16 protein-coding genes and 1 pseudogene are annotated in these 19,507 nt (G+C 61.7%); 6 read left to right on the top strand and 11 right to left on the bottom strand.

The window, feature by feature from the left end:
- The first annotated feature begins 143 nt into the window (after positions 1-143).
- Positions 144-1,010, top strand: a complete 867-nt coding sequence (hexR, locus tag PSFL_RS15345) for a transcriptional regulator HexR (protein ID WP_029290040.1) — start codon at positions 144-146, stop codon at positions 1,008-1,010.
- 163 nt (positions 1,011-1,173) lie between these two features.
- Positions 1,174-1,371: a PA3496 family putative envelope integrity protein gene (locus tag PSFL_RS15340; protein ID WP_057444237.1), complete on the top strand. Its 198-nt coding sequence runs from the start codon at positions 1,174-1,176 to the stop codon at positions 1,369-1,371.
- Here PSFL_RS15340 and PSFL_RS15335 read toward each other — a convergent pair.
- Positions 1,301-2,260: a LysR family transcriptional regulator gene (locus PSFL_RS15335; RefSeq protein WP_315492851.1), complete on the bottom strand. Its 960-nt coding sequence runs from the start codon at positions 2,258-2,260 to the stop codon at positions 1,301-1,303. The two genes, PSFL_RS15340 and PSFL_RS15335, sit on opposite strands and share 71 nt — an antisense overlap.
- A 210-nt stretch (positions 2,261-2,470) precedes the next feature.
- Between PSFL_RS15335 and PSFL_RS15330 the strand changes: the two genes are divergently transcribed.
- Both PSFL_RS15330 and oadA read left to right on the top strand, forming a co-directional pair.
- Positions 2,471-3,886 (top strand): acetyl-CoA carboxylase biotin carboxylase subunit, encoded by a 1,416-nt coding sequence (locus tag PSFL_RS15330; RefSeq protein ID WP_029290035.1) that lies wholly within the window; start codon positions 2,471-2,473, stop codon positions 3,884-3,886.
- Positions 3,887-3,897: 11 nt separating this feature from the next.
- Complete coding sequence (oadA, locus tag PSFL_RS15325; protein ID WP_115129316.1) at positions 3,898-5,706, top strand: sodium-extruding oxaloacetate decarboxylase subunit alpha; 1,809 nt, start codon at positions 3,898-3,900, stop codon at positions 5,704-5,706.
- Positions 5,707-5,784: 78 nt separating this feature from the next.
- On the opposite strand, the gene PSFL_RS15320 is transcribed toward oadA, so the two are convergent.
- Positions 5,785-7,041 (bottom strand): autotransporter domain-containing protein, encoded by a 1,257-nt coding sequence (locus PSFL_RS15320; RefSeq protein WP_397470215.1) that lies wholly within the window; start codon positions 7,039-7,041, stop codon positions 5,785-5,787.
- Between the two features lie 138 nt (positions 7,042-7,179).
- Between PSFL_RS15320 and PSFL_RS15315 the strand changes: the two genes are divergently transcribed.
- On the top strand, positions 7,180-7,458 hold the full coding sequence (locus PSFL_RS15315) for a helix-turn-helix domain-containing protein (protein ID WP_397470214.1): 279 nt from the start codon (positions 7,180-7,182) through the stop codon (positions 7,456-7,458).
- Between the two features lie 3 nt (positions 7,459-7,461).
- On the opposite strand, the gene PSFL_RS15310 is transcribed toward PSFL_RS15315, so the two are convergent.
- The 3 genes from PSFL_RS15310 to PSFL_RS15300 are packed head-to-tail and all read right to left on the bottom strand — an operon-like array spanning position 7,462 to position 9,222.
- Entirely contained in the window at positions 7,462-8,133 is a 672-nt protein-coding gene (locus PSFL_RS15310; protein WP_273879822.1) for a GNAT family N-acetyltransferase, read from the bottom strand.
- Positions 8,134-8,143: 10 nt separating this feature from the next.
- The gene (locus tag PSFL_RS15305) at positions 8,144-8,590 is read right to left on the bottom strand and encodes a GNAT family N-acetyltransferase (RefSeq protein WP_397470213.1); all 447 of its coding nucleotides are present in this window, start codon (positions 8,588-8,590) and stop codon (positions 8,144-8,146) included.
- Positions 8,587-9,222 (bottom strand): FMN-binding negative transcriptional regulator, encoded by a 636-nt coding sequence (locus PSFL_RS15300; protein WP_271043573.1) that lies wholly within the window; start codon positions 9,220-9,222, stop codon positions 8,587-8,589. The genes PSFL_RS15305 and PSFL_RS15300 overlap by 4 nt, the downstream gene beginning before the upstream one ends.
- An 87-nt stretch (positions 9,223-9,309) precedes the next feature.
- On the opposite strand from PSFL_RS15300, the gene PSFL_RS15295 reads away from it, so the two are divergent.
- Complete coding sequence (locus PSFL_RS15295; RefSeq protein WP_170060056.1) at positions 9,310-10,851, top strand: PLP-dependent aminotransferase family protein; 1,542 nt, start codon at positions 9,310-9,312, stop codon at positions 10,849-10,851.
- A 69-nt stretch (positions 10,852-10,920) separates the two neighbouring features.
- On the opposite strand, the gene PSFL_RS15290 is transcribed toward PSFL_RS15295, so the two are convergent.
- From PSFL_RS15290 to PSFL_RS15265, 6 genes and pseudogenes are all read right to left on the bottom strand, one after another.
- A complete protein-coding gene (locus tag PSFL_RS15290) occupies positions 10,921-12,012 on the bottom strand; it encodes a polyamine ABC transporter substrate-binding protein (RefSeq protein ID WP_057440563.1) in 1,092 nt (363 codons plus the stop codon).
- Positions 12,009-13,042, bottom strand: a pseudogene (locus tag PSFL_RS15285) (histone deacetylase family protein). Before PSFL_RS15285 ends, PSFL_RS15290 begins: the two are co-directional and overlap by 4 nt.
- A gap of 136 nt (positions 13,043-13,178) precedes the next feature.
- Positions 13,179-14,171: an AraC family transcriptional regulator gene (locus PSFL_RS15280; protein WP_057440561.1), complete on the bottom strand. Its 993-nt coding sequence runs from the start codon at positions 14,169-14,171 to the stop codon at positions 13,179-13,181.
- 50 nt (positions 14,172-14,221) lie between these two features.
- Positions 14,222-15,199 carry an asparaginase gene (locus PSFL_RS15275; RefSeq protein WP_273872069.1) on the bottom strand — a complete coding sequence of 326 codons (978 nt, stop codon included), beginning with the start codon at positions 15,197-15,199 and terminating at the stop codon, positions 14,222-14,224.
- A gap of 77 nt (positions 15,200-15,276) precedes the next feature.
- Entirely contained in the window at positions 15,277-16,728 is a 1,452-nt protein-coding gene (locus tag PSFL_RS15270; RefSeq protein ID WP_198830396.1) for a sodium:alanine symporter family protein, read from the bottom strand.
- Between the two features lie 1,150 nt (positions 16,729-17,878).
- Entirely contained in the window at positions 17,879-19,105 is a 1,227-nt protein-coding gene (locus PSFL_RS15265) for a hypothetical protein (protein ID WP_170059927.1), read from the bottom strand.
- Between the last annotated feature and the right edge of the window lie 402 nt (positions 19,106-19,507).

Raw genomic sequence — 19,507 nt, 5'->3', positions numbered from 1 at the left:
GGTGCTACATCGCACTTGCCCGCTGATTCAGGGGGCAGTAGGGCGATTTAGTGATGCATCGAGCGGGCAAATCAGCAATTCTTGTAGTATAACTACAAGCTTGCTACATCCCTGGCGTCTGCCAATAACAAGAGTCCTGCCCTTTGAACCTGTTGCAACATATCGCCCAGTCGCGCCACCTGTTACGCAAATCGGAACTCAAGGTTGCCGATCACGTGCTGCTTGACCCTGCGGCCGTGATGCACAGTTCCATGGCTGACCTTGCCCACAGCGTGGGGATCAGCGAGCCGACCATCGTGCGCTTCTGCCGCGCCATCGGTTGCTCGGGGTTCCAGGACTTGAAGCTGAAACTGGCCCAGAGCCTGGCGGCCGGTGCCAGCTTCGGGCAGTTCGCGATTCATGAAGACGACTCCGTCGCCGACTACAGCCTGAAAATTTTCGACACCACCCTGCACACCCTGATGGAAGTGCGGGAGAAGCTCGACCCGATCGAGCTGCAAAAAGCCGTGACTGCCATGTCCCAGGCCCAGCGCGTGGAGTTCTATGGCTTTGGCGCGTCGGGTGCGGTGGCGGCGGATGCCCAGCACAAGTTCTTCCGTCTGCTGCTGACGGCGGCGGCCTACAGTGACCCGCATATGCAGGCGATGTCGGCGGTGACGTTGAAACCCACCGATGTGGCGATCTGTATTTCCCAGTCGGGCCGCTCCAAGGACTTGCTGATCACCGCCAACCTGGTGCGTGAAAGCGGCGCCTCACTGATCACCTTGTGCCCGAGCCAGACGCCATTGGCGGAGCTGTCCACGGTCAACCTGGCGATTGATGTGCACGAAGACACCGAGATCTACACCCCGCTGACCTCGCGGATTGCCCACCTGGTGGTGATCGACGTGCTGGCGATGGGCGTGGCCATGGCCCGTGGCCCGAGCCTGGTCAACCACCTCAAGAGCGTCAAGCGCAGCTTGCGCAGCCTGCGGCTGTCGCCCAAGTCCGTCAAAGCCCTCGACGACTGACCCAAGGTGGCACTCGGTCAACTGTGAGAGCAGGCAAGCCAGCTCCCACAGATTTGCTCGGTGTTGCACCGGCAAGATTCATCGTCCTGTAACCCGCGTGCCGCCAAACCGTCATCCCCCGCGCCCATCCTGAACTCCCCGTACTCGCATTGGGAGACTCGAAATGGCCCGGCACTACGAAGACAGCACCAGCACCGTCAAAACCCGTCGTCAGCAGGAAGACCAGCGCCGCATGGCGTTCCGTCGTGCAATTGAAGACCGTTGTGACCAGCGTCAACTGCTGCAGAGCATCAGCGACTATCCGGAGCTGCACTGGCAGGCGCCCGCGGCTGCCCAGCGAAGCGTTCAGCCAGCACGCTGATCTGCACCCGCTCGCTGCGGATAAAGCCCAGGAACGCATGGGCCACCGGTGACAGGCGCTTGGCCTTGGCCTGCACCAGGCACCAGCTGCGGTACAGCGGCAGCTCTTCCACCGGCAACTCCTTGAGCCCGCCGGTGGCCAGCTCCAGGTTCAGGGCGTGGCGCGTCAGCAGCGCCACGCCCAACCCCGCCACGACGCACTCGCGCTGTGCCTCGGCCGAGGCCACTTCCACCGTCTGGGTGAAGTGCACGCGCTTTTCCTTGAAGAACTCCTCGCAGGCCAGGCGCGTCCCGGAGCCCGGCTCGCGCAACAGCAAGGTGTAGGGTTCCAGATCCTGCAGGCGCAATGGGCCTTGCAGGCTCAGTGGGTGGTCCGGCGGGGCCACCGCGACAATCGGGTTGTTGAGAAAGGGCAAAAATTCCAGGCCCATGTCCTGCGGCACCATGGACATGATCACCAGGTCGTCACGGTTGTCCGACAGCCGGCGGATCACCTGGGCGCGGTTGACCACCGTGAGGTGCAACTGCACCTCGGGATGCTGGCGCTTGAAGGCGGCGAACAAGTGCGGCACGAAGTATTTGGCACTGGACTCCACCGCCAGCTTCAATTGCCCCTGCAGCGAGCCCTGCATGTCCGAGAGCTGCATATCAAGGTTTTCCAGGCGCCCGAAGATGTCCCGGCTGGCCCGCTGCAGGGCTTCGGCGGCTTCGGTCATGTAGAGCTTTTTGCCCACGTAGTCGAACAACGGCTGGCCGACCAGCTCTTCGAGCTGGCGAATCTGTAGGCTGACGGCGGGTTGTGTAAGGGACATTTCCTCGGCAGCGCGGCTGTAGGAGCGCAAATCGCAGACTTCATTGAAGATTTGCAATTGACGTAATGTCATACGCATCAGTGACTTACGCATAATTCAAAGCGGCTCGCAGGGGGCTGTGGGGTCAACTATAAGTCTTTACTTATACACAACCCAATAATTATTGATTTTTGTTAATCCCTAAGTGCGCATAGTGTGTGTCTGGCGACTGACCTGAAACATTTAGTCACGCGCCGACCTGGTCTAGCAGGTCGAAGAACGCAGCAATCGGCTCAAGGGAATTTCCAAGTGATAACAAAGATCCTGATCGCCAACCGTGGTGAGATTGCCGTCCGCATTGTGCGGGCCTGTGCCGAAATGGGTATTCGTTCGGTGGCGGTCTATTCCGACGCTGACCGGCACGCCTTGCACGTCAAGCGCGCCGATGAGGCCCACAGCATTGGTGCCGAGCCCCTGGCCGGTTACCTGAACCCGCGCAAGCTGGTGAACCTGGCTGTGGAAACCGGCTGCGACGCGTTGCACCCTGGCTACGGCTTCCTCTCGGAAAACGCCGAACTGGCGGACATTTGCGCCGAACGTGGAATCAAATTCATTGGTCCATCGGCCGAAGTCATTCGCCGCATGGGCGACAAGACCGAAGCGCGCCGCAGCATGATCAAGGCCGGCGTGCCGGTGACGCCGGGCACTGAAGGCAACGTCGCCGACATCGCCGAGGCGCTGACCGAAGGTGACCGCATTGGTTACCCGGTGATGCTCAAGGCCACCTCCGGTGGTGGCGGTCGCGGCATTCGTCGCTGCAACAGCCGTGAAGAACTCGAACAAGCCTTCCCCCGCGTCATCTCCGAGGCCACCAAGGCCTTTGGTTCGGCGGAAGTGTTCCTGGAAAAATGCATCGTCAATCCCAAGCACATCGAGGCGCAGATCCTCGGCGACAGCTTTGGCAACGTGGTGCATCTGTTCGAACGTGATTGCTCGATCCAGCGCCGTAACCAGAAGCTCATCGAAATCGCCCCCAGCCCCCAACTGACCCCCGAACAGCGTGCCTATATCGGCGACCTGTCGGTGCGTGCGGCCAAGGCCGTGGGCTATGAGAACGCCGGCACCGTGGAGTTCCTGCTCGCCGAGGGCGAGGTGTACTTCATGGAGATGAACACCCGGGTGCAGGTGGAACACACCATCACCGAAGAAATTACCGGCATTGATATCGTTCGCGAGCAGATCCGCATCGCGTCCGGCCTGCCGCTGTCGGTAAAACAGGAAGATATCCAGCACCGTGGCTTTGCGTTGCAGTTCCGTATCAACGCCGAAGACCCGAAGAACAACTTCCTCCCAAGCTTCGGCAAGATCACCCGTTACTACGCCCCCGGCGGCCCCGGCGTGCGTACCGACACGGCAATCTACACCGGCTACACCATCCCACCGTTCTACGACTCCATGTGCCTGAAACTGGTGGTATGGGCGTTGACCTGGGAAGAGGCCATGGACCGCGGCCTGCGTGCCCTGGACGACATGCGCCTGCAAGGCGTGAAGACCACCGCCGCCTACTACCAGGAAATCCTGCGCAACCCGGAATTCCGCAGCGGCCAGTTCAACACCAGTTTTGTGGAAAGCCATCCTGAGCTGACCAACTACTCGATCAAGCGCAAACCCGAAGAGCTGGCCCTGGCCATCGCCGCCGCCATCGCCGCCCACGCAGGCCTGTGAGGAATATAACAATGAGCAAGAAGATCTTCGTTACCGACACCATCCTGCGCGACGCCCACCAATCGTTGCTGGCTACCCGCATGCGCACCGACGACATGCTGCCGATCTGCGACAAGCTCGACAAAGTCGGCTACTGGTCCCTGGAAGTCTGGGGCGGCGCGACCTTCGACGCTTGCGTACGCTTCTTGAAAGAAGACCCGTGGGAGCGCCTGCGCAAACTGCGCGCCGCGTTGCCCAACACGCGCCTGCAAATGCTGCTGCGTGGGCAGAACCTGCTGGGCTACCGCCATTACAGCGACGACGTGGTCAAAGCCTTCGTGGCAAAGGCAGCGGTAAATGGCATCGACGTGTTCCGTATCTTCGACGCCATGAACGACGTGCGTAACCTGCGCGTGGCCATCGAAGCGGTAAAAGCGGCCGGCAAACACGCCCAGGGGACCATCGCCTACACCACCAGCCCTGTGCACACCATCGAGGCGTTCGTGGCCCAGGCCAAGCAGTTGGAGTCCATGGGGTGCGACTCCATTGCGATCAAGGACATGGCCGGCCTGCTGACCCCGTATGCCACCGGCGAACTGGTCAAGGCGCTGAAGGCCGAGCAGAGCCTGCCGATCTTTATCCACTCCCATGACACCGCCGGTTTGGCCGCGATGTGCCAACTCAAGGCTATCGAAAACGGTGCCGACCATATCGACACCGCCATCTCCAGCTTCGCCTGGGGCACCAGCCACCCGGGTACCGAGTCGATGGTCGCCGCCCTCAAAGGTAGCGAGTTCGACACCGGCCTCGACCTGGAGCTGTTGCAGGAGATCGGTCTGTACTTCTATGCCGTGCGCAAGAAGTACCACCAGTTCGAAAGTGAATTCACCGCCGTCGACACCCGCGTGCAAGTCAACCAGGTGCCGGGCGGGATGATTTCCAACCTGGCCAACCAGCTCAAAGAGCAGGGCGCCCTCAACCGCATGAGTGAAGTGCTGGCGGAGATCCCACGGGTACGTGAAGACCTCGGCTTCCCGCCGCTGGTCACGCCAACCTCGCAAATCGTCGGCACCCAGGCGTTCTTCAACGTGCTGGCCGGCGAGCGCTACAAGACCATCACCAACGAAGTGAAGCTGTACCTGCAAGGCGGCTACGGCAAGGCGCCGGGCACGGTGAACGAGAAGTTGCGTCGCCAGGCCATCGGCAGCGAAGACGTGATCGACGTGCGCCCAGCCGACCTGCTCAAGCCGGAAATGACCAAGCTGCGTGGCGAAATCGGCGCGTTGGCCAAGTCCGAAGAAGACGTGCTGACCTACGCGATGTTCCCGGACATCGGCCGCAAGTTCCTTGAAGAGCGCGACGCCGGCACCCTCGCCCCAGAAGTATTGCTGCCGATCCCGGAAGCCGGCGGCGTGGCCCGTGCCGGCGGTGAAGGTGTGCCGACCGAGTTCGTGATCGACGTGCACGGCGAAAGCTACCGCGTGGATATCACCGGTGTTGGCGTCAAGGCCGAAGGCAAGCGTCACTTCTACCTGTCCATCGACGGCATGCCGGAAGAAGTGGTGTTCGAACCGCTCAACGAATTCGTCGGCGGCGGCACCAGCAAGCGCAAGCAGGCCAGCGAGCCGGGCCATGTGAGCACGGCGATGCCGGGCAATATCGTGGATGTGCTGGTCAAGGAAGGCGACGTGGTCAAGGCCGGCCAGGCTGTGCTGATCACCGAAGCGATGAAGATGGAGACGGAAGTGCAGGCGGCCATCGCCGGCAAAGTCACCGCCGTTCACGTAGCCAAGGGCGACCGGGTCAACCCGGGTGAAATCCTGATCGAAATCGAAGGCTGATCCCCAGCCTTCGAGACTACCGCTTAATCCTCGGGGGGGCATGTGCCCCCTTTTTTTTCGTCTGCAAACCGTGCGAAATCAGAACGTCAGGGTCCATTGGCCCATCACGGCCTGGTTGCTGCTGCGCGCGCCAAAATCGCCGGTGTAGGTCAGGCCCACGCTCTGGGTGGTCGATACGCCCAGCCCCAGCCCGGCTTGCAGGGCCATGCTATTGCGGTCCAGGGCAGTGCCCTCGATGGTGAAATCGCTGTTGAACACCGACCTGTCCACCCAGGCCGAGGACTGGCGCACGCGGTTGCCGACATCGCCATACAGGTGTTTCCAGCGGGCGCTGAAATGGGGTTTGAGGGGCATCTGGTTGTCCAGGGTATAGAGGCTGGTCATGCGCAGGCCGAAGGTGCTGCTCAGGTTCTGCTGGGTCTGCTCGCCGACATTCAGGGCGCTGAGGCCGCCTTTTTCCTTGAAGCGCTCGCGCTGGTAGCGCTGATAACCGAGGCCCGCGAACGGTTCGACGGTAAAACTGCCGTGGTCCGCGCGATAGCCCATTTCGCTGAAAACCGTCTGGCTTTGCGCGGTGTACTTGCCCTTGAGTTGTTCGCGATGGTCGATGAAATCAAAATCCACGCTGCGCTTGTTCAACCCGGCGTGGTTGCTGTGGATCGCCCCCAGGCGCAAGGCCAGCGGCCCATCCTGGCGCACCGCGTAACCCCCCAGGTGCCAGCTGTCGAGCGCGGCCTTGAAGCGTTTGGCGCTCAGGTCACTGGTCGTCTTGGCCCCCATCACACCCATGCGCCAGGCGGGGTCCACGGCCCAATCGGCGCCCAGCACCACGCCCTGGTTACGCTGTTGCAAATCGCCACCGCCGTGCTGGCCGTCCAGGCTGCCGGCGTTGCCCAGGCCCTGTAGCCAGACACGACCGTTGGCATCGCCGCTCACGTCGCTCATGGCCGCCAGCAAACTGCTCTGCAGTGGCTTCAGGCTGTTCTGGGTGGCGTTGCCCAGGTTGGCGTTCTGGCTGGCAGCCAGTTGCTCCAGCACCGCGCCGATTCTTCCAGGGGCCAGGTTGCCCATATAGCGGGCGTCATCTGCAATCAGATACTTTTCTCGCGCGCTCAGGTCGCCCGACTCCAGCAACGCATCCACCGCACGGTCCAGCACCTGGGCCACAGCCCGGCCATTGCCGGTGGTGGCGTAGTCAATGAAATAAAAAGGACTGGCCGGTTCAGGTTCGCTGGGCGGCGACCCCATATCCCCGCGTGCAGCGGCCAGTTGAATGCTCAACGCACTCAGCGCGAAAGTGATGACAAGGGCGAGTCGTTTGGATGTGCAGGGCATAGGTCCGAACCTCTGAGATGTGAGGCGGGAAATTTAGCGAGGCGCTGGAGGGATAACTGTCAGGGTAAGCGTTTGCGGTTTGCGGGAGAGATCTTCAGTGCCAGGTGAATAAAGGCGTAAGGGTTGTGGCCTGGAGGAATGTGTATTTTATTGGATACACGCGCCTTGTTCATCGAGAGTGTGGAGCAGGGCCTGGCCGAAGGTACCCTGCAGGTCGGCGAAGCCGTGCGCCGGCTGCGTGTGGAGGTCACCGGCCTGCACCAGACTCCGTTCGCCAGGATGTGCAGGATTTCCCTGCGCACCCTGGTGCATATCGAGCACGGTGAGGGCAATCAGTCGCTCAAGTCGTTGAACGCGGTGTTCCGGCCGTTCGGCTTGCAGATGGGCGTGGTCAAGGTTCGGCGCCCGTTGAGCTGAACGTCAGCCCCGGCATTCAGTCAGGGTTTTCGCCTGCCCATCGGCCGTCTGGTTAGCCTCGCCAAGCCAGGCCTCAAACCCGGCGCCGACCTTCGGCCATTCTCCATCGAGGATCGAGTACCACGCCGTGTCGCGGTTCTGCCCCTTGACCACCATATGCTGGCGGAACACCCCTTCAAAACTGAACCCCAGGCGCTCGGCTGCGTATTTGGAGCGGGCGTTACCGTTGTTGCACTTCCATTCCAGGCGCCGGTAGCCCAGCTCAAACGCGTGCCGGGCCAGCAGATACACGGCCTCGGTGCTTTTCGGTGAGCGCTGCATTGGGGCGCCGAAGGTGACGTGGCCGATTTCGATGCGGCCCTGGGCCGGGACGATCGACATCAGGCTAAGGATGCCCTGCACGTCGCCGCTGGCGCGGTCGATCACGCTGAAAAAGTACGGATCGCTATTGGCCGCGTGGTTGTTCAGCCACGCATCAAAAACGGCGCGCTCGGTAAACGGGCCGTAGGGCAAATAGTCCCACAGCTTGGGGTCGGCACCGGGGCCCTGGAGGGCTTGCCACAGGCTATCGGTGTGGCGGGTCGGGTCGAGTTTTTCCAGGCGGATAAAGCGCCCTTCGATCAGTTGGGCGGTGGGCGCCGGGGCGCCTTTCCAGTCTGCGAGTGAGGTCGACATGCTGTGCTCCTTATAGGCCTTTGCGAAACTGGATAAAGCCGGGACGTTCGGCGATGCGTTCGTATAACGCAATCGCAGTGGCATTGGTCTCATGGGTCAACCAGTGGACCTTGCAGCACCCCTCGGCCTTGGCGGTGGTGTAGACGAATTCGATCAATTTTCGACCAGCTCCGGCACCGCGCTGGGCGGCGTCCACGAACAGGTCTTGCAAGTAACAGGAGCTTTCGATGCTCCAGTTGGAGCGGTGATAGATGAAGTTGACCATACCCACCGCCTTGCCGTCCTGCCAGGCCAGGGCCGAATGGGTCGGCTCGTTGCGGTCGAGCAGGCGTTGCCAGGTGCTGGTGCTGACGGCGTCCGGCAACTGCGTGTCGTAGAAGCGCAGGTAGGCCTGCCACAGTGGCAACCAGGCAGCGTGGTCGGCGGCTTGCACCCGGCGGATGTCGATCTGGCTCATGAAGGCTCCTTGGGAATGAATCGGGCGAGGGTTTGGTCACGCACGTCAAAGCTTGTGGCCAGCCCTTCGCGTACGCCGGCGATATCCGCCGCACTGCGGTTCTGGCTGAGCTTGCGCTTGCCTTGCAGGCGCTGGATCGGCAGGGCGAACCCGACGATGGCCTTGAGCATGCCGTCGATGTAGTCCACCGGAGCATCGCTGACTTTCCACGGTTGGGCGCGCCCGTTTTCGTGGCGGTCGGTCAGGGCGCTGACCAGTGTGAGCAGGCGCTCGGCATCGGTGAACACCTCGGCCTGGCCATAGGCGTGGACCGCCAGGTAATTCCAAGTGGGCACCACTTTGCCGTGTTCGGCCTTGGCCGGATAAAACCCTGGGCTGACATAGGCCTCGGCACCGGCAAAAATCACCAGGGCCTCGCTGCCGTTCTGCAGGTCTTGCCACTGGCGATTGGCCTTGGCCAGATGGCCGTAGAGGGTGCCATTGGGTCCTTCATCAGGGTTGAGCAGCAGCGGCAAATGGCTGGCCTGCAGGCCGTGCTCGCCAAAGGTCACCAACTGCGCCAGGCGCGTGTGCCGGATCAGTTGCTGCAGTTCGGGCAAATCGTCGAGGGCAAAGGCGCGAGGCGTGTACATAAATATTTTCCTTGGCGAATGCCTGCATCCTAGGCAGGCTAATGGTCTGTTGTAAGAGCCATCTAAGGCCAATTTCATAGGTCCAATATGTCGCCCATGTCATTCAACCCTGCGGGTATTGAACTGGATCGCCGTCAGGGCCTGACACGCCAGCTGTACGAGGCCCTGCGCCAGCGGGTGCTGGATGGGCGGCTGGCCAGTGGGACCCGGCTGCCAGCCAGCCGGGATCTGGCGGCGGCGTTGTCGATTTCCCGCAACAGTGTGGTGCGGGCCTACGATCAGTTGTATGCCGAAGGCTTTATCGAAGGCCGCGTGGGCGATGGGACCTATGTGGCGCAATTGCCCACCACCGACCCGGGCACAAAAAAATTATCCACAAAAGTGTCCACAGGGTTATCAACAGGCTTATCCCCAGCCTTATCCACAAAACCCGCAAATATAACTGGGAATTTATCCAGTGAAGTTATCCACAGTCCCGCTCTGGGTCGTCTGGAAAACAACCATTTACCGCTGCCACCCAGTGGCCCTCTACGGGCTTTTCGTGTCGGTGTACCGGCCTTCGATCTGTTCCCGTTTGACGTCTGGGCCAAGCTGAATGCGGCTTTTTGGCGCAAGCCTGACCTGCAACAACTGTGTTACGGCAACCCGGCCGGGGATGAGCGATTGCGTGGGCTGATCGCGGCTTACTTGCGCAGCTCGCGAGGCATGCAATGCACCGCTGAGCAAATTGTGATCACCAGCGGCGCGCAACAGGCAATCAGCCTTTGTGCACAGCTACTGGTGGGCCCTGGGGATAGCGTGGCAATTGAAAATCCCGGCTACCGGGCGGCAGGGCATGCGTTTGCCAATGCCGGGGCAAAACTCCAGGGCGTGGAGGTGGACGCAGAGGGCATCGACTGCACGGCATTGAACGCGCTCAACGACTGCCGCCTGGCCTATGTCACGCCTTCCCACCAGTACCCGACGGGGGTGGTCATGAGCCTGGCCCGGCGCCTGGAGTTGCTGGCCTGGGCCGAGCGCACGGGCGGCTGGATCATCGAGGATGACTACGACGGTGAGTACCGTTACAGCGGCGCGCCCCTGGCACCGCTGGCGGCCCTGGATCGCAGTGATCGGGTGCTCTATGTGGGGACTTTCGGCAAAGTCGCGTTCCCGGCGTTGCGCCTGGGTTATCTGGTGTTGCCGCCGGGCTTGGTGAGCGCCTTCACCCAGCGGCGCGCCGTGGACGTGCGGCATTCGGAGGTCAGCACCCAGGCGGTGATGGCCGAGTTCATGGCAGCGGGGCACTTCCAGCGGCACATCCGGCGCATGCGCCGCGCCGCCTTGAGTCGTCGCAATGTCTTGCTGGCCGGTTGGCCCGACGACGTGCCTGGCGTGGGTAGCCTGCCCGGTGTCGCGGCAGGCTTGCACCTCACGGTACGGGTGCAAAGCCTGGCCCGTGAGGCGCAGTTAGTCGCCCAGGCCCTGGCAGCGGATGTAGAAATCAACGCCCTGAGCAGCTATTGGCTGCCCGACACCCACTCGGCACCGGCCCAGCGCGCCGGCCTGGTGCTGGGGTTTGCCGCCGTGCCCGAAGCGGCTATCGCCCAGGCCCTGGCGCGGCTGCGCAAGGCCTGGCGGGTGGGATGATCTGGGCGCGCGATCGCTTTCGGTGAGGTGGCGCCGGGGCCGGAGAGGGTGCTCCCCGGCCATGATTGCTCAGGTCCCGGACTTGATCTTGGTCCAGGCGCGGGTCCTGGCGCGCTCGGCGTCACGGGCCAGCGGCTTGAGGGTGTAGAGCGTGGCCATCGCCGCCTCGGTCGGGTACAGGTTAGGGTTGTTGCGGATCGCCGGGTCCACCAGCCCGGTCGCGTCCTTGTTCGGGTTGGGATAGCCGACAAAGTCGCTGATGGGCGCAATGACCTGGGGTTGCAGCAGGTAATTGATAAAGGTGTAGGCGTCCTGCGGGTTTTTCGCGCCCTTGGGAATGGCCAGCATATCGAACCAGATCGGCGCGCCCTCTTTGGGCAGGCGCATGTCGACAATCACCCCGTTCTTGGCTTCCCTGGCGCGGTTGGCCGCCTGGGAGAAACTGCCGGAGTAGCCGACGGCCACGCAAATGTCACCGTTGGCGATATCGGCCATGTACTTGGAAGAGTGGAAGTAGGTGATGGAGGGGCGGATCTTCATCAGCAACGCTTCGGCTTTTACATAGTCCTTGGGGTTGCTGCTGTTGGGGTCCAGGCCCAGGTGCTGCAAGGCCAGGGGCAGGATTTCCGATGGCGAATCCAGCAGCGCGACCCCGCACTGCTTGAGCTTGCTGATGTTCTCGGGCTTGAAGATCAAGTCCCAGCTGTCCACCGGCGCGTCGGCCCCCAGCACGGCCTTGACCTTGTCCGGGTTAAAGCCAATCAGGATGGTGCCGTACATATAGGGCACGGCGAATTTATTGCCCGGGTCGTTGGCTTCAATCAACTGCATCAGCTTGGGATCGAGGTGGTTCCAGTTCGGCAACTGGCTGCGGTCCAGGGGTTGGAACACCCCGGCCTCGACCTGCTTGGCCAGGAACACGTTGGACGGCACTACCACGTCGTAGCCGGAGTTGCCGGTCAGCAGCTTGGCCTCCAGGGCCTCGTTGGTGTCGAAGATGTCGTAGATCAGTTTGATCGCCGGGTTCTGGGCCTTGAAGTCGTCCAGGGCCTTGGGGGTGATGTAGTCGAACCAGTTATAGACCCGCAGGGTTTTTTCTTCGGCGTGGGCGGCGGTGCTCAGCACGGCGGCACAGAGCACAAGCGACTTGAGCATGTTCATTGGGCAGCCCCCTCAAAACCTTCGAGAACGTTGACGGCATTGATGCCGATTTCTTCCACCGCATAGCCCCTTCCATCACAAACAGCGTCGGCTTGCCCAGGCGAGCGATACGCGCACCCATGGCCAGGTAGTCCGGGCTGTCGAGCTTGAACTGCGAGATGGGGTCGTCCTTGAATGTGTCGACGCCCAGGGACACGACGATGATGTCCGCGCCATAGCCTTCGATTGCCTGGCAGGCCTGCTCCAGTGCGGCGCTCCAGGTGTCCCAGGCGGAACCGGCCGGCAGTGGGTAGTTGAAGTTGAAGCCTTCACCGGCACCGTCGCCCAGCTCATCGGCGTAGCCGAGGAAAAACGGAAACTCTGCCTCCGGATGCCCGTGGATCGAAGTGAACAGCACGTCACTGCGCTCATAGAAAATCGACTGGGTGCCGTTGCCGTGGTGGTAATCGACATCGAGGACCGCGACCTTTTTGTGGCCCTGATCGAGAAAGGCCTGGGCGGCGATGGCGGCGTTGTTGAGGTAGCAATAACCGCCCATCAAGTCACTGGCGGCATGATGCCCCGGCGGGCGGCACAGGGCGAAGGCACTGTGGGCACCGTTTTGGATCGCGTGTTGTGCGGTCAGCGCGACCTGCGCTGCGCTGTAGGCGGCTTGCCAGGTGCCGGCGGTGATCGGCGCACCGCCATCGAAGCTGTAATAGCCCAGTTGACCATGCAGGCTGGTGGGTAATACGCGGCGCAGGGTGCGGGCGGGCCAGGTGTAGGGCAGCAGGTCACCGTCCTGGCCGAAGGCCGTCCAGCGTTGCCAGGCCCCTTTGAAAAACTCCAGGTAGTCGCGGCTGTGAATACGTTGCAGCGGCGCCAGGCCAAAGTCCTGCGGCGCTTGCACCGGGCCCAGTTCACGGTCCTTGACCCGTTGCAGCACATGGTCGGCGCGCGAAGGCATTTCGAAGCAGGGCATCAACTGGCCGTCCATCAATTCGCAACGGCCATGGTGCAGGTGGTGATCGTCCGAGTAGATCGTCAGCATTTTTATTGTTCTCCGCAGGCAGGTTGGGATGCCTTGCAGTGTTGCGGTGTACGCAGGTTTGGAGAACGGCAGGAGCGGCCAAAAGGGGATAAATATGGCCAAATTATCTGTCCGAAATTCGCCCCTACATGGGGCGTCATGCTCGAAATTGACTCGGCGCTACACCGCTCCAGCGAACAAAGGCATGCCGGAAGCTCGCGGTCTCACTGAAACCCAACTGCTCGGCGATGCGGTAGATCGGCCACTGGTCTTGCGCCAACAGTTGCTTGGCGCGCTCAAAGCGCAGTTCGTCCAGCAGTTCCTGGTAGCTGCAGCCCAGGTCATGCAGGTGCCGGCGCAGGGTGCGGGGTGAACAGTTCATCTGCTGGGCCAGGCCATCCAGCCCGGGGGCGGCGTGCAGTTGCGCCGCGAGCAACTGGCGCACCCGCCCCAGCCAGGCCTCGCGCCCGGTGAATTCGGTGTTCTGTTTGCGGCAGCGCTCGGCCATTGCCCGGTGGGTCACCGTGTCGGCCAGGGGCAACGGTTGGGCGAGCCAGCGTTGGTCAAAGGCGAACGCATTGGCAGTGGCCTGGAATTGCAGCGGGCAGTCGAAACACTCGGCGTAGCGCGCCTGATAATCCGGCGCGGCATGCTCAAAGCGCGCACCCAGCAGCGGCAGCGGGTGGCCGAGCAAGTCGTCACAGATTACCTTCAGCGATCCCAGGCACAGCTCCACATTGAAGGCGGTCAGTGCCGGGCTCTCGCGGTAATCGCTGGCGGTGAACCAGATACGCTCACCGTCTTGCTCCAGGCTCAGCTCGAACAGTGTTCCCAACAGCGCCGGATAACGCAGGGCCAGGCGCAAAGCGTCACCGAAAGTGGCACTGGTGAGCAGCGCATAGCCGAGCATGCCGTAGGCCGATACGTGCATCCGTCGCCCCACGATCAGCCCGATATCACGCTGCAAGGCCACGGCATTGGCGCACACCTGCATTTCCTGGTGCGTGGCGATGCGTGTGTCGGCGCGGCTCAAGTCCGCCGCACAGATGCCACTGCCGGCCAGCAGCGCTTCGGCGGGCAAGCCTTCGGCCTTGAAGGTGCTGAGCACCAGGGAAACGGCATTGAGGGTGGTGAGGTGGGAGTGCAGCATGGGAACTTCCAGCCAGGGGATGGCTGGAAGTGGAGCAAGTTATATGCCGCTCAGCTCAGTTCGCCGCACAGGTCCAGTTCGACCAGGCGCCGTACTGCGTCGTTGGGCAGCCCGGCGCCGAGCAGGGCTTGCAGCTTGCCGAACACAGCTTCGCGGGTCATGCCGCCACCGGACAACACGCCGACCCCACGCAAGCGGCTGCCCGCTTCATACACGTCCAGTTCCACGCCACCTTCATGGCATTGGGTGATTGCGACCACCACCACGTCCCGATCCAGCGCGCGCTGCAGGCTGGCAAGGAACGCCGGGTTATCGCTGGGCCCGGTGCCGCTGCCAAAGCATTCGAGCACCAGCGCCTGGATGCCGCTGGCGACCAGGGCGTCCAGTTGCCCGGCATCAATGCCCGGCACCAGCGGCAACACACCGACATTGGCCAGGGCCTTGGGCTGGCGGTAGTCCAGGGCGGCGGGCAGGGCCTGGGCCTTGGCCACGCCACCGTTGCGCTGCAGTGCAGCAAAGGGATGACGGCCAAAACTGCGGATTTTCGCGCAGCGGGTCGGCGCCATCAGTGCGCCGTGGAAGTACAGGTGCACGCCGGGCGCGAGGCCTTCGCCCAACGCTGCCAGGGCGCCGCTGACGTTTTCCCAGGCATCGCTGTCAGGCACGCCGGCCGGCAGCATTGAACCGGTGAACACCACGGGCGCCGGTAGGCCCAGCAGTTGGAAACTCATGGCTGCCGCGCTGTAGGCCAGGGTGTCGGTGCCATGCAAAATCAGCACGCCATCGCAGCCCTCGTCCACAGCCTCGACCACGGCGCTGCGCAGGCGCTGCCAGTAGGCGGGCGTCATATTGGCGCTGTCGATCAGCGGCGACATTTCCCGAAAGCGCCAGGCTGGCGCTGGCAGGTGGGCAAGCTGTTCGCGCATGCGCGCTTCAAAGCCCGAAGCGGGCGCCAGGCCGTTGGCGCTGGCCTGCATACCGATGGTGCCGCCGGTGTAGAGCACCATGATGGTGTTAGCTTTGGACATCGAAGAATCTCCTGAACGAAAAACGCCGCCGGGCCCAGAGCATGCCCAAGGCCGGGCGGCGTGTCATCTATCTAGGCTCAGCGTTGCACTTGGGCGTTCAGTTCAGCAGTCGCTTGAGCCGTTGGCTCCGGCTGCACCGGGTTGGCCGGCCAGGCCTTGCGGTCCAGGTCCAGGTCAGGGAACTGGCTGGAATCGAACACCGGGGTCTTGATGCCCGCCGCGCGCTGGCTGTCGTAGTCGTTGAGGATGCGCATGGCGATCTTGAACAGGAACGCCAGGGCGAACAGGTTGACGAACGCCAGCATGGTCATGGTGATGTCGGCGAAGGCGAACACGGTGCTCAGGTTCTCGATCGAACCCCAGAAGATCAGCACCAGCACCAGCGCGCGATAACCGATCAGCACCTTGCGGTTGTTGCCCACCAAAAAGCGCAGGTTGCTCTCGCCCAGGTAGTAGTTGTACATGATCGAGGTGAACACGAACAACGCCAGGGCCACCGAGATAAACATCCGGCCCCAGTCACCGACCACCGCCGCCAGGGAGTTCTGGGTCAGGGCAATGCCGTCGCCTTCAAAGCCTGGGGTGTAGAAGCCCGAGAGCAGGATCAGCAGGGCGGTGCAGGTGCAGATGATGAAGGTGTCGAGGAACACGCTGAACGCTTGCACCACACCTTGGGCGACCGGGTGTTCCACCGAGGCCACGGCTGCCACGTTGGGCGCGCTGCCCAGGCCCGCTTCGTTGGCAAACACGCCGCGCTTCACACCCATGATGATCGCGCTGCCCACCAGGCCGCCGAAGGCCTGGTCCAGGCCAAAGGCGCTCTTGACGATGGTCGCGAGCATGGCCGGTACCTGGTCGAATTGCAGCACGATCACGTAGACCGTCACGGCGATATAGACCAGGGTCTTGACCGGTACCAGCAGGTCGGCAATCGAGGCAATGCGCTTGATCCCGCCGATAAACACCAGGCCCAGCAACACCGCCAGCGCCAGGCCGGTGTAGGTGGTGTCGAAGCCAAAGGCGTTGTTCAGCGAGTGGGTCACGGCATGGGCTTGCAGGCCATTGAAGGCGAACCCGAAGGTCACCAGCAGCAGAAACGCCATGACCATCCCCAGCCAGCGTTTTTGCAGGCCGTGCTGGATGTAATAGGCCGGGCCGCCACGGTAGGTGCCTTCGGCGTCGGTACGTTTGTAGAGCTGGCCCAGGGAGCACTCGATAAAGCTCGAAGACATGCCCACCAGCGCGGTGACCCACATCCAGAACACTGCGCCCGGGCCGCCCAGGGTCACGGCAATGCCGACCCCGGCGATGTTACCGGCACCCACTCGTCCGGCCAGGCTGAGCATCAGCGCCTGGAACGAGCTGAGTTGGCCGGCACTGCTTTTCAGGCTGTCGCGAAACACCGCGAACATATGAAAGAAGTGACGAAACTGAACGAAACGCGAGCGGATCGTGAAGTAACCACCGAGCCCGACAATGAGCACGATCAGTACTTTTCCTGAGAGGAAGTCGTTGATGACTTCTAGCATGGAGTATTCCTCGCTGTTTTCTGTAAAGGCAAAAGCCGGACGGCTCGACTCCACACCATTTCGCAGACAGCACGATAGGTGGGGCGAGGGCTCGTCCCGGTTCCATGTCGCGGGTTGTTATTAGTTCGGCGTTCGCATGCGGCTGACGATCGTGCATGCGAAGAGGGGCGGCACTATACCTAGGTGTGCGCCAGCCGTCTGCAAGCAGCGCAATTGAGCGAGGAATGGTCGAGTGTCACACTGACCTAATGTAGGAGCTGTTGAGCTTTGGTGAGGCTGCGATGGGCATGAGTTTCTACATAACTCTTTTCTCTGGTGCTTCTTGGGTTTGTGTACATATCCGTTGCTGCGGTCACGGCCACTTAGGGTTCCGCTCTTACAGCGGGTCACTTTTGGAAAAGAGCCCCAAAAGTAACCAAAAGGGCTCCTGCCCCACCACTCGGCACCTCGCCTAGGCTCGGTGTGCCCGTCATCCGATATTGATTTGGGGGGCCGCCGCGATGGGCCATCCATGGCCCAGCGCGGCTAACCCGGCGTCCTGCCGGTTTACCCCCCAAATCAATATCGGATGACGGCCAGCGTGGTTTAACGGGGCGCCTCAGATCAAAAGCAAAGCGAGGCGGCCTGACAGCCGACCTGATCTTCGAGGCGTGCGCGTATACCTGTGGGAGCAGGCAAGCCAGCTCCCACAGGGAATGCAGCTTCGCGCTCTGGCTTTGCTGTTGCTGTGGCTCTGCTTTTGATCTGGCTTTTGATCTTGATCTCAGGCGCCCCGTTAAACCACGATGGCCGCAGGCAGGTATTGCGCAGTGGGCACCCCGGCAGGATGCCGAGGTAGCCGCGACACGGCCATGGATGGCCGATCGCGGCGGGCCCACGGAGCAATGCCTGACTGCGGGCATGCCGAGCCTAGGCGAGGCACCGAGTGGTGGGGCAAGAGCCCTTTTGGTTACTTTTGGCTGGGCCGGCACTCCGGGCTCTTTTCCAAAAGTGACCCGCTGTAAGAGCGGAACCAATAGCCGCCGTAACCCCAGCAACGGATATGTACACAAACCCAAGAAGCACCAGAGAAAAGAGTTATGTAGAGACTCATGCCTATCGCAACCTCGCCAAAGCTCAACAGCTCCCACCTTTGATTTTTGTTGCCTGGTTAGAAGTAGTAACCAATATTCACGTTGGTGCGGTAATACCACTCGTTGCTGCCCACCGAGCTGGTATTGGTAAAGCCGCTGCCATTCTCGGCCCCGCCATAGGGGTTGGCGTTGCGCGCCCAGGTAAAGTCGACCCAGGCCATCACCGGCATCGCCAGGAACTGCGCGCCCACGGTGAACATCTGCGAATCATCCCAGGCGCTCTTGTCTTTCATCATCCGGCTGTAGTCGGTGTACAACTTGACCTTCTTCAACTGCCCCAGCGTCGGCGTGTAGACGTCATAGCCGAGGTTGATCGAGGCGAGGGTGGCCTTGGACGCGATCAGGTACGCGGGGGTCAGGCCGTTGCCGCCCATCAGCACCGAGTCCTTGCTGACGCCGGTGGGGTTTTCAGGGTCGTATTCGTAGCGGATGGCCTGGCTGGTAACGGTCCACAGCCCCTTGTTGATGATGGCGTGTACACCGGCGGCCCAGTAGTCGCCGTCGTCCCGGGTGGTGGCGTTGTACAGCTGGGCGGTGGCCAGCGAGGCGCCGATCTCGGTTTTCCAGCCATTGCTGTTGAAGGTCCGTGCTACGCGGGCGTTGAGTTGGTTGCGCTTCTCGTTGTCCTGGCGCGATTGGATCGCGGCAATCGCATTGTCCTTCAGGTCGGCGTAACGCCCGACTTCAGGCGAGTAGCGAAGGTCGCTGGGCAACATGCGCGGGAAGAAGCCAAGCTGCACGTCCCAGTCCTGGTCCTTGTAGCTGTACTTGAGGCCGGTGCCGGCACTTGAGGCATAGCCCATGAAAAACGGCAGGTGGTAGCTCCAGCCAAATTGCGGATACGGCTCCAGGCCAAACGGCTTGAACGGCGCTCCCAGTTGCACGTTGGAGTTGGCATTGAGCCGATAGCCGACGAAACCACGGTCGATGGAGCGCTTGCCGTCGTCCTGGAACCAGTAGCCGATATCGCTATAGAGGCTCTTGTAGGTGGCCTGCACGTCCAGGCGGAACGTGTCGAAGAGGAAGCGGCCATTGTTCTCGGTGGTGTCCCAATGCTCGTCGCGATAGTTGGTACGCAACGCACCGCCGATATCCAGGCTGGCGTCGCCGGCCTCACTGCGCCAGGCAATATGCGGGAAAGGTTTATTGGCGGCGTTGGCCCGCACCGGTTCGGAAGGGATGGGTTCTGCGGCGAAACTGCTGAAACTGGCAAACATCAATCCTGCACACAAGACACGCTTCATAGAGACCTCTCTACCGGGTAATCGGCAACACTCGTCCGCTTGCCTTTAAAGGCAACTAAGGAGGGAGCGGGTCTTACCGGGTTTAAGTGTTGGTTATTATTGTTTTATCGGCGAAACGCCGTTTAATCAGTGAATGCACAGGAGTAGAGCAGGAAGTGTGCCAGGCGGCGTATTTACTGGGGATTTACAAAAACCTGCTTGAAAACAATTGTTTATATGGGAAACAAAGCGCTTTGTATAACCCATGAAACAACCTGTAAGTGCGGTAACAAAGTTGCTCGTGATAGGTGCGTCTTTATTGCACGCTGCCAATGAAACGGGCAATTTTGTGTTTTACGGGTGAATAATAAGTTGCCTACTTATTTACTCGATAGATGGTCTGCCTGACATTGTGGCGAGGGG

This window comes from Pseudomonas sp. DD1 (assembly GCF_044510355.1).
GTDB lineage: Bacteria > Pseudomonadota > Gammaproteobacteria > Pseudomonadales > Pseudomonadaceae > Aquipseudomonas > Aquipseudomonas shahriarae.
This window is presented reverse-complemented; position numbering and strand designations above follow the sequence as displayed.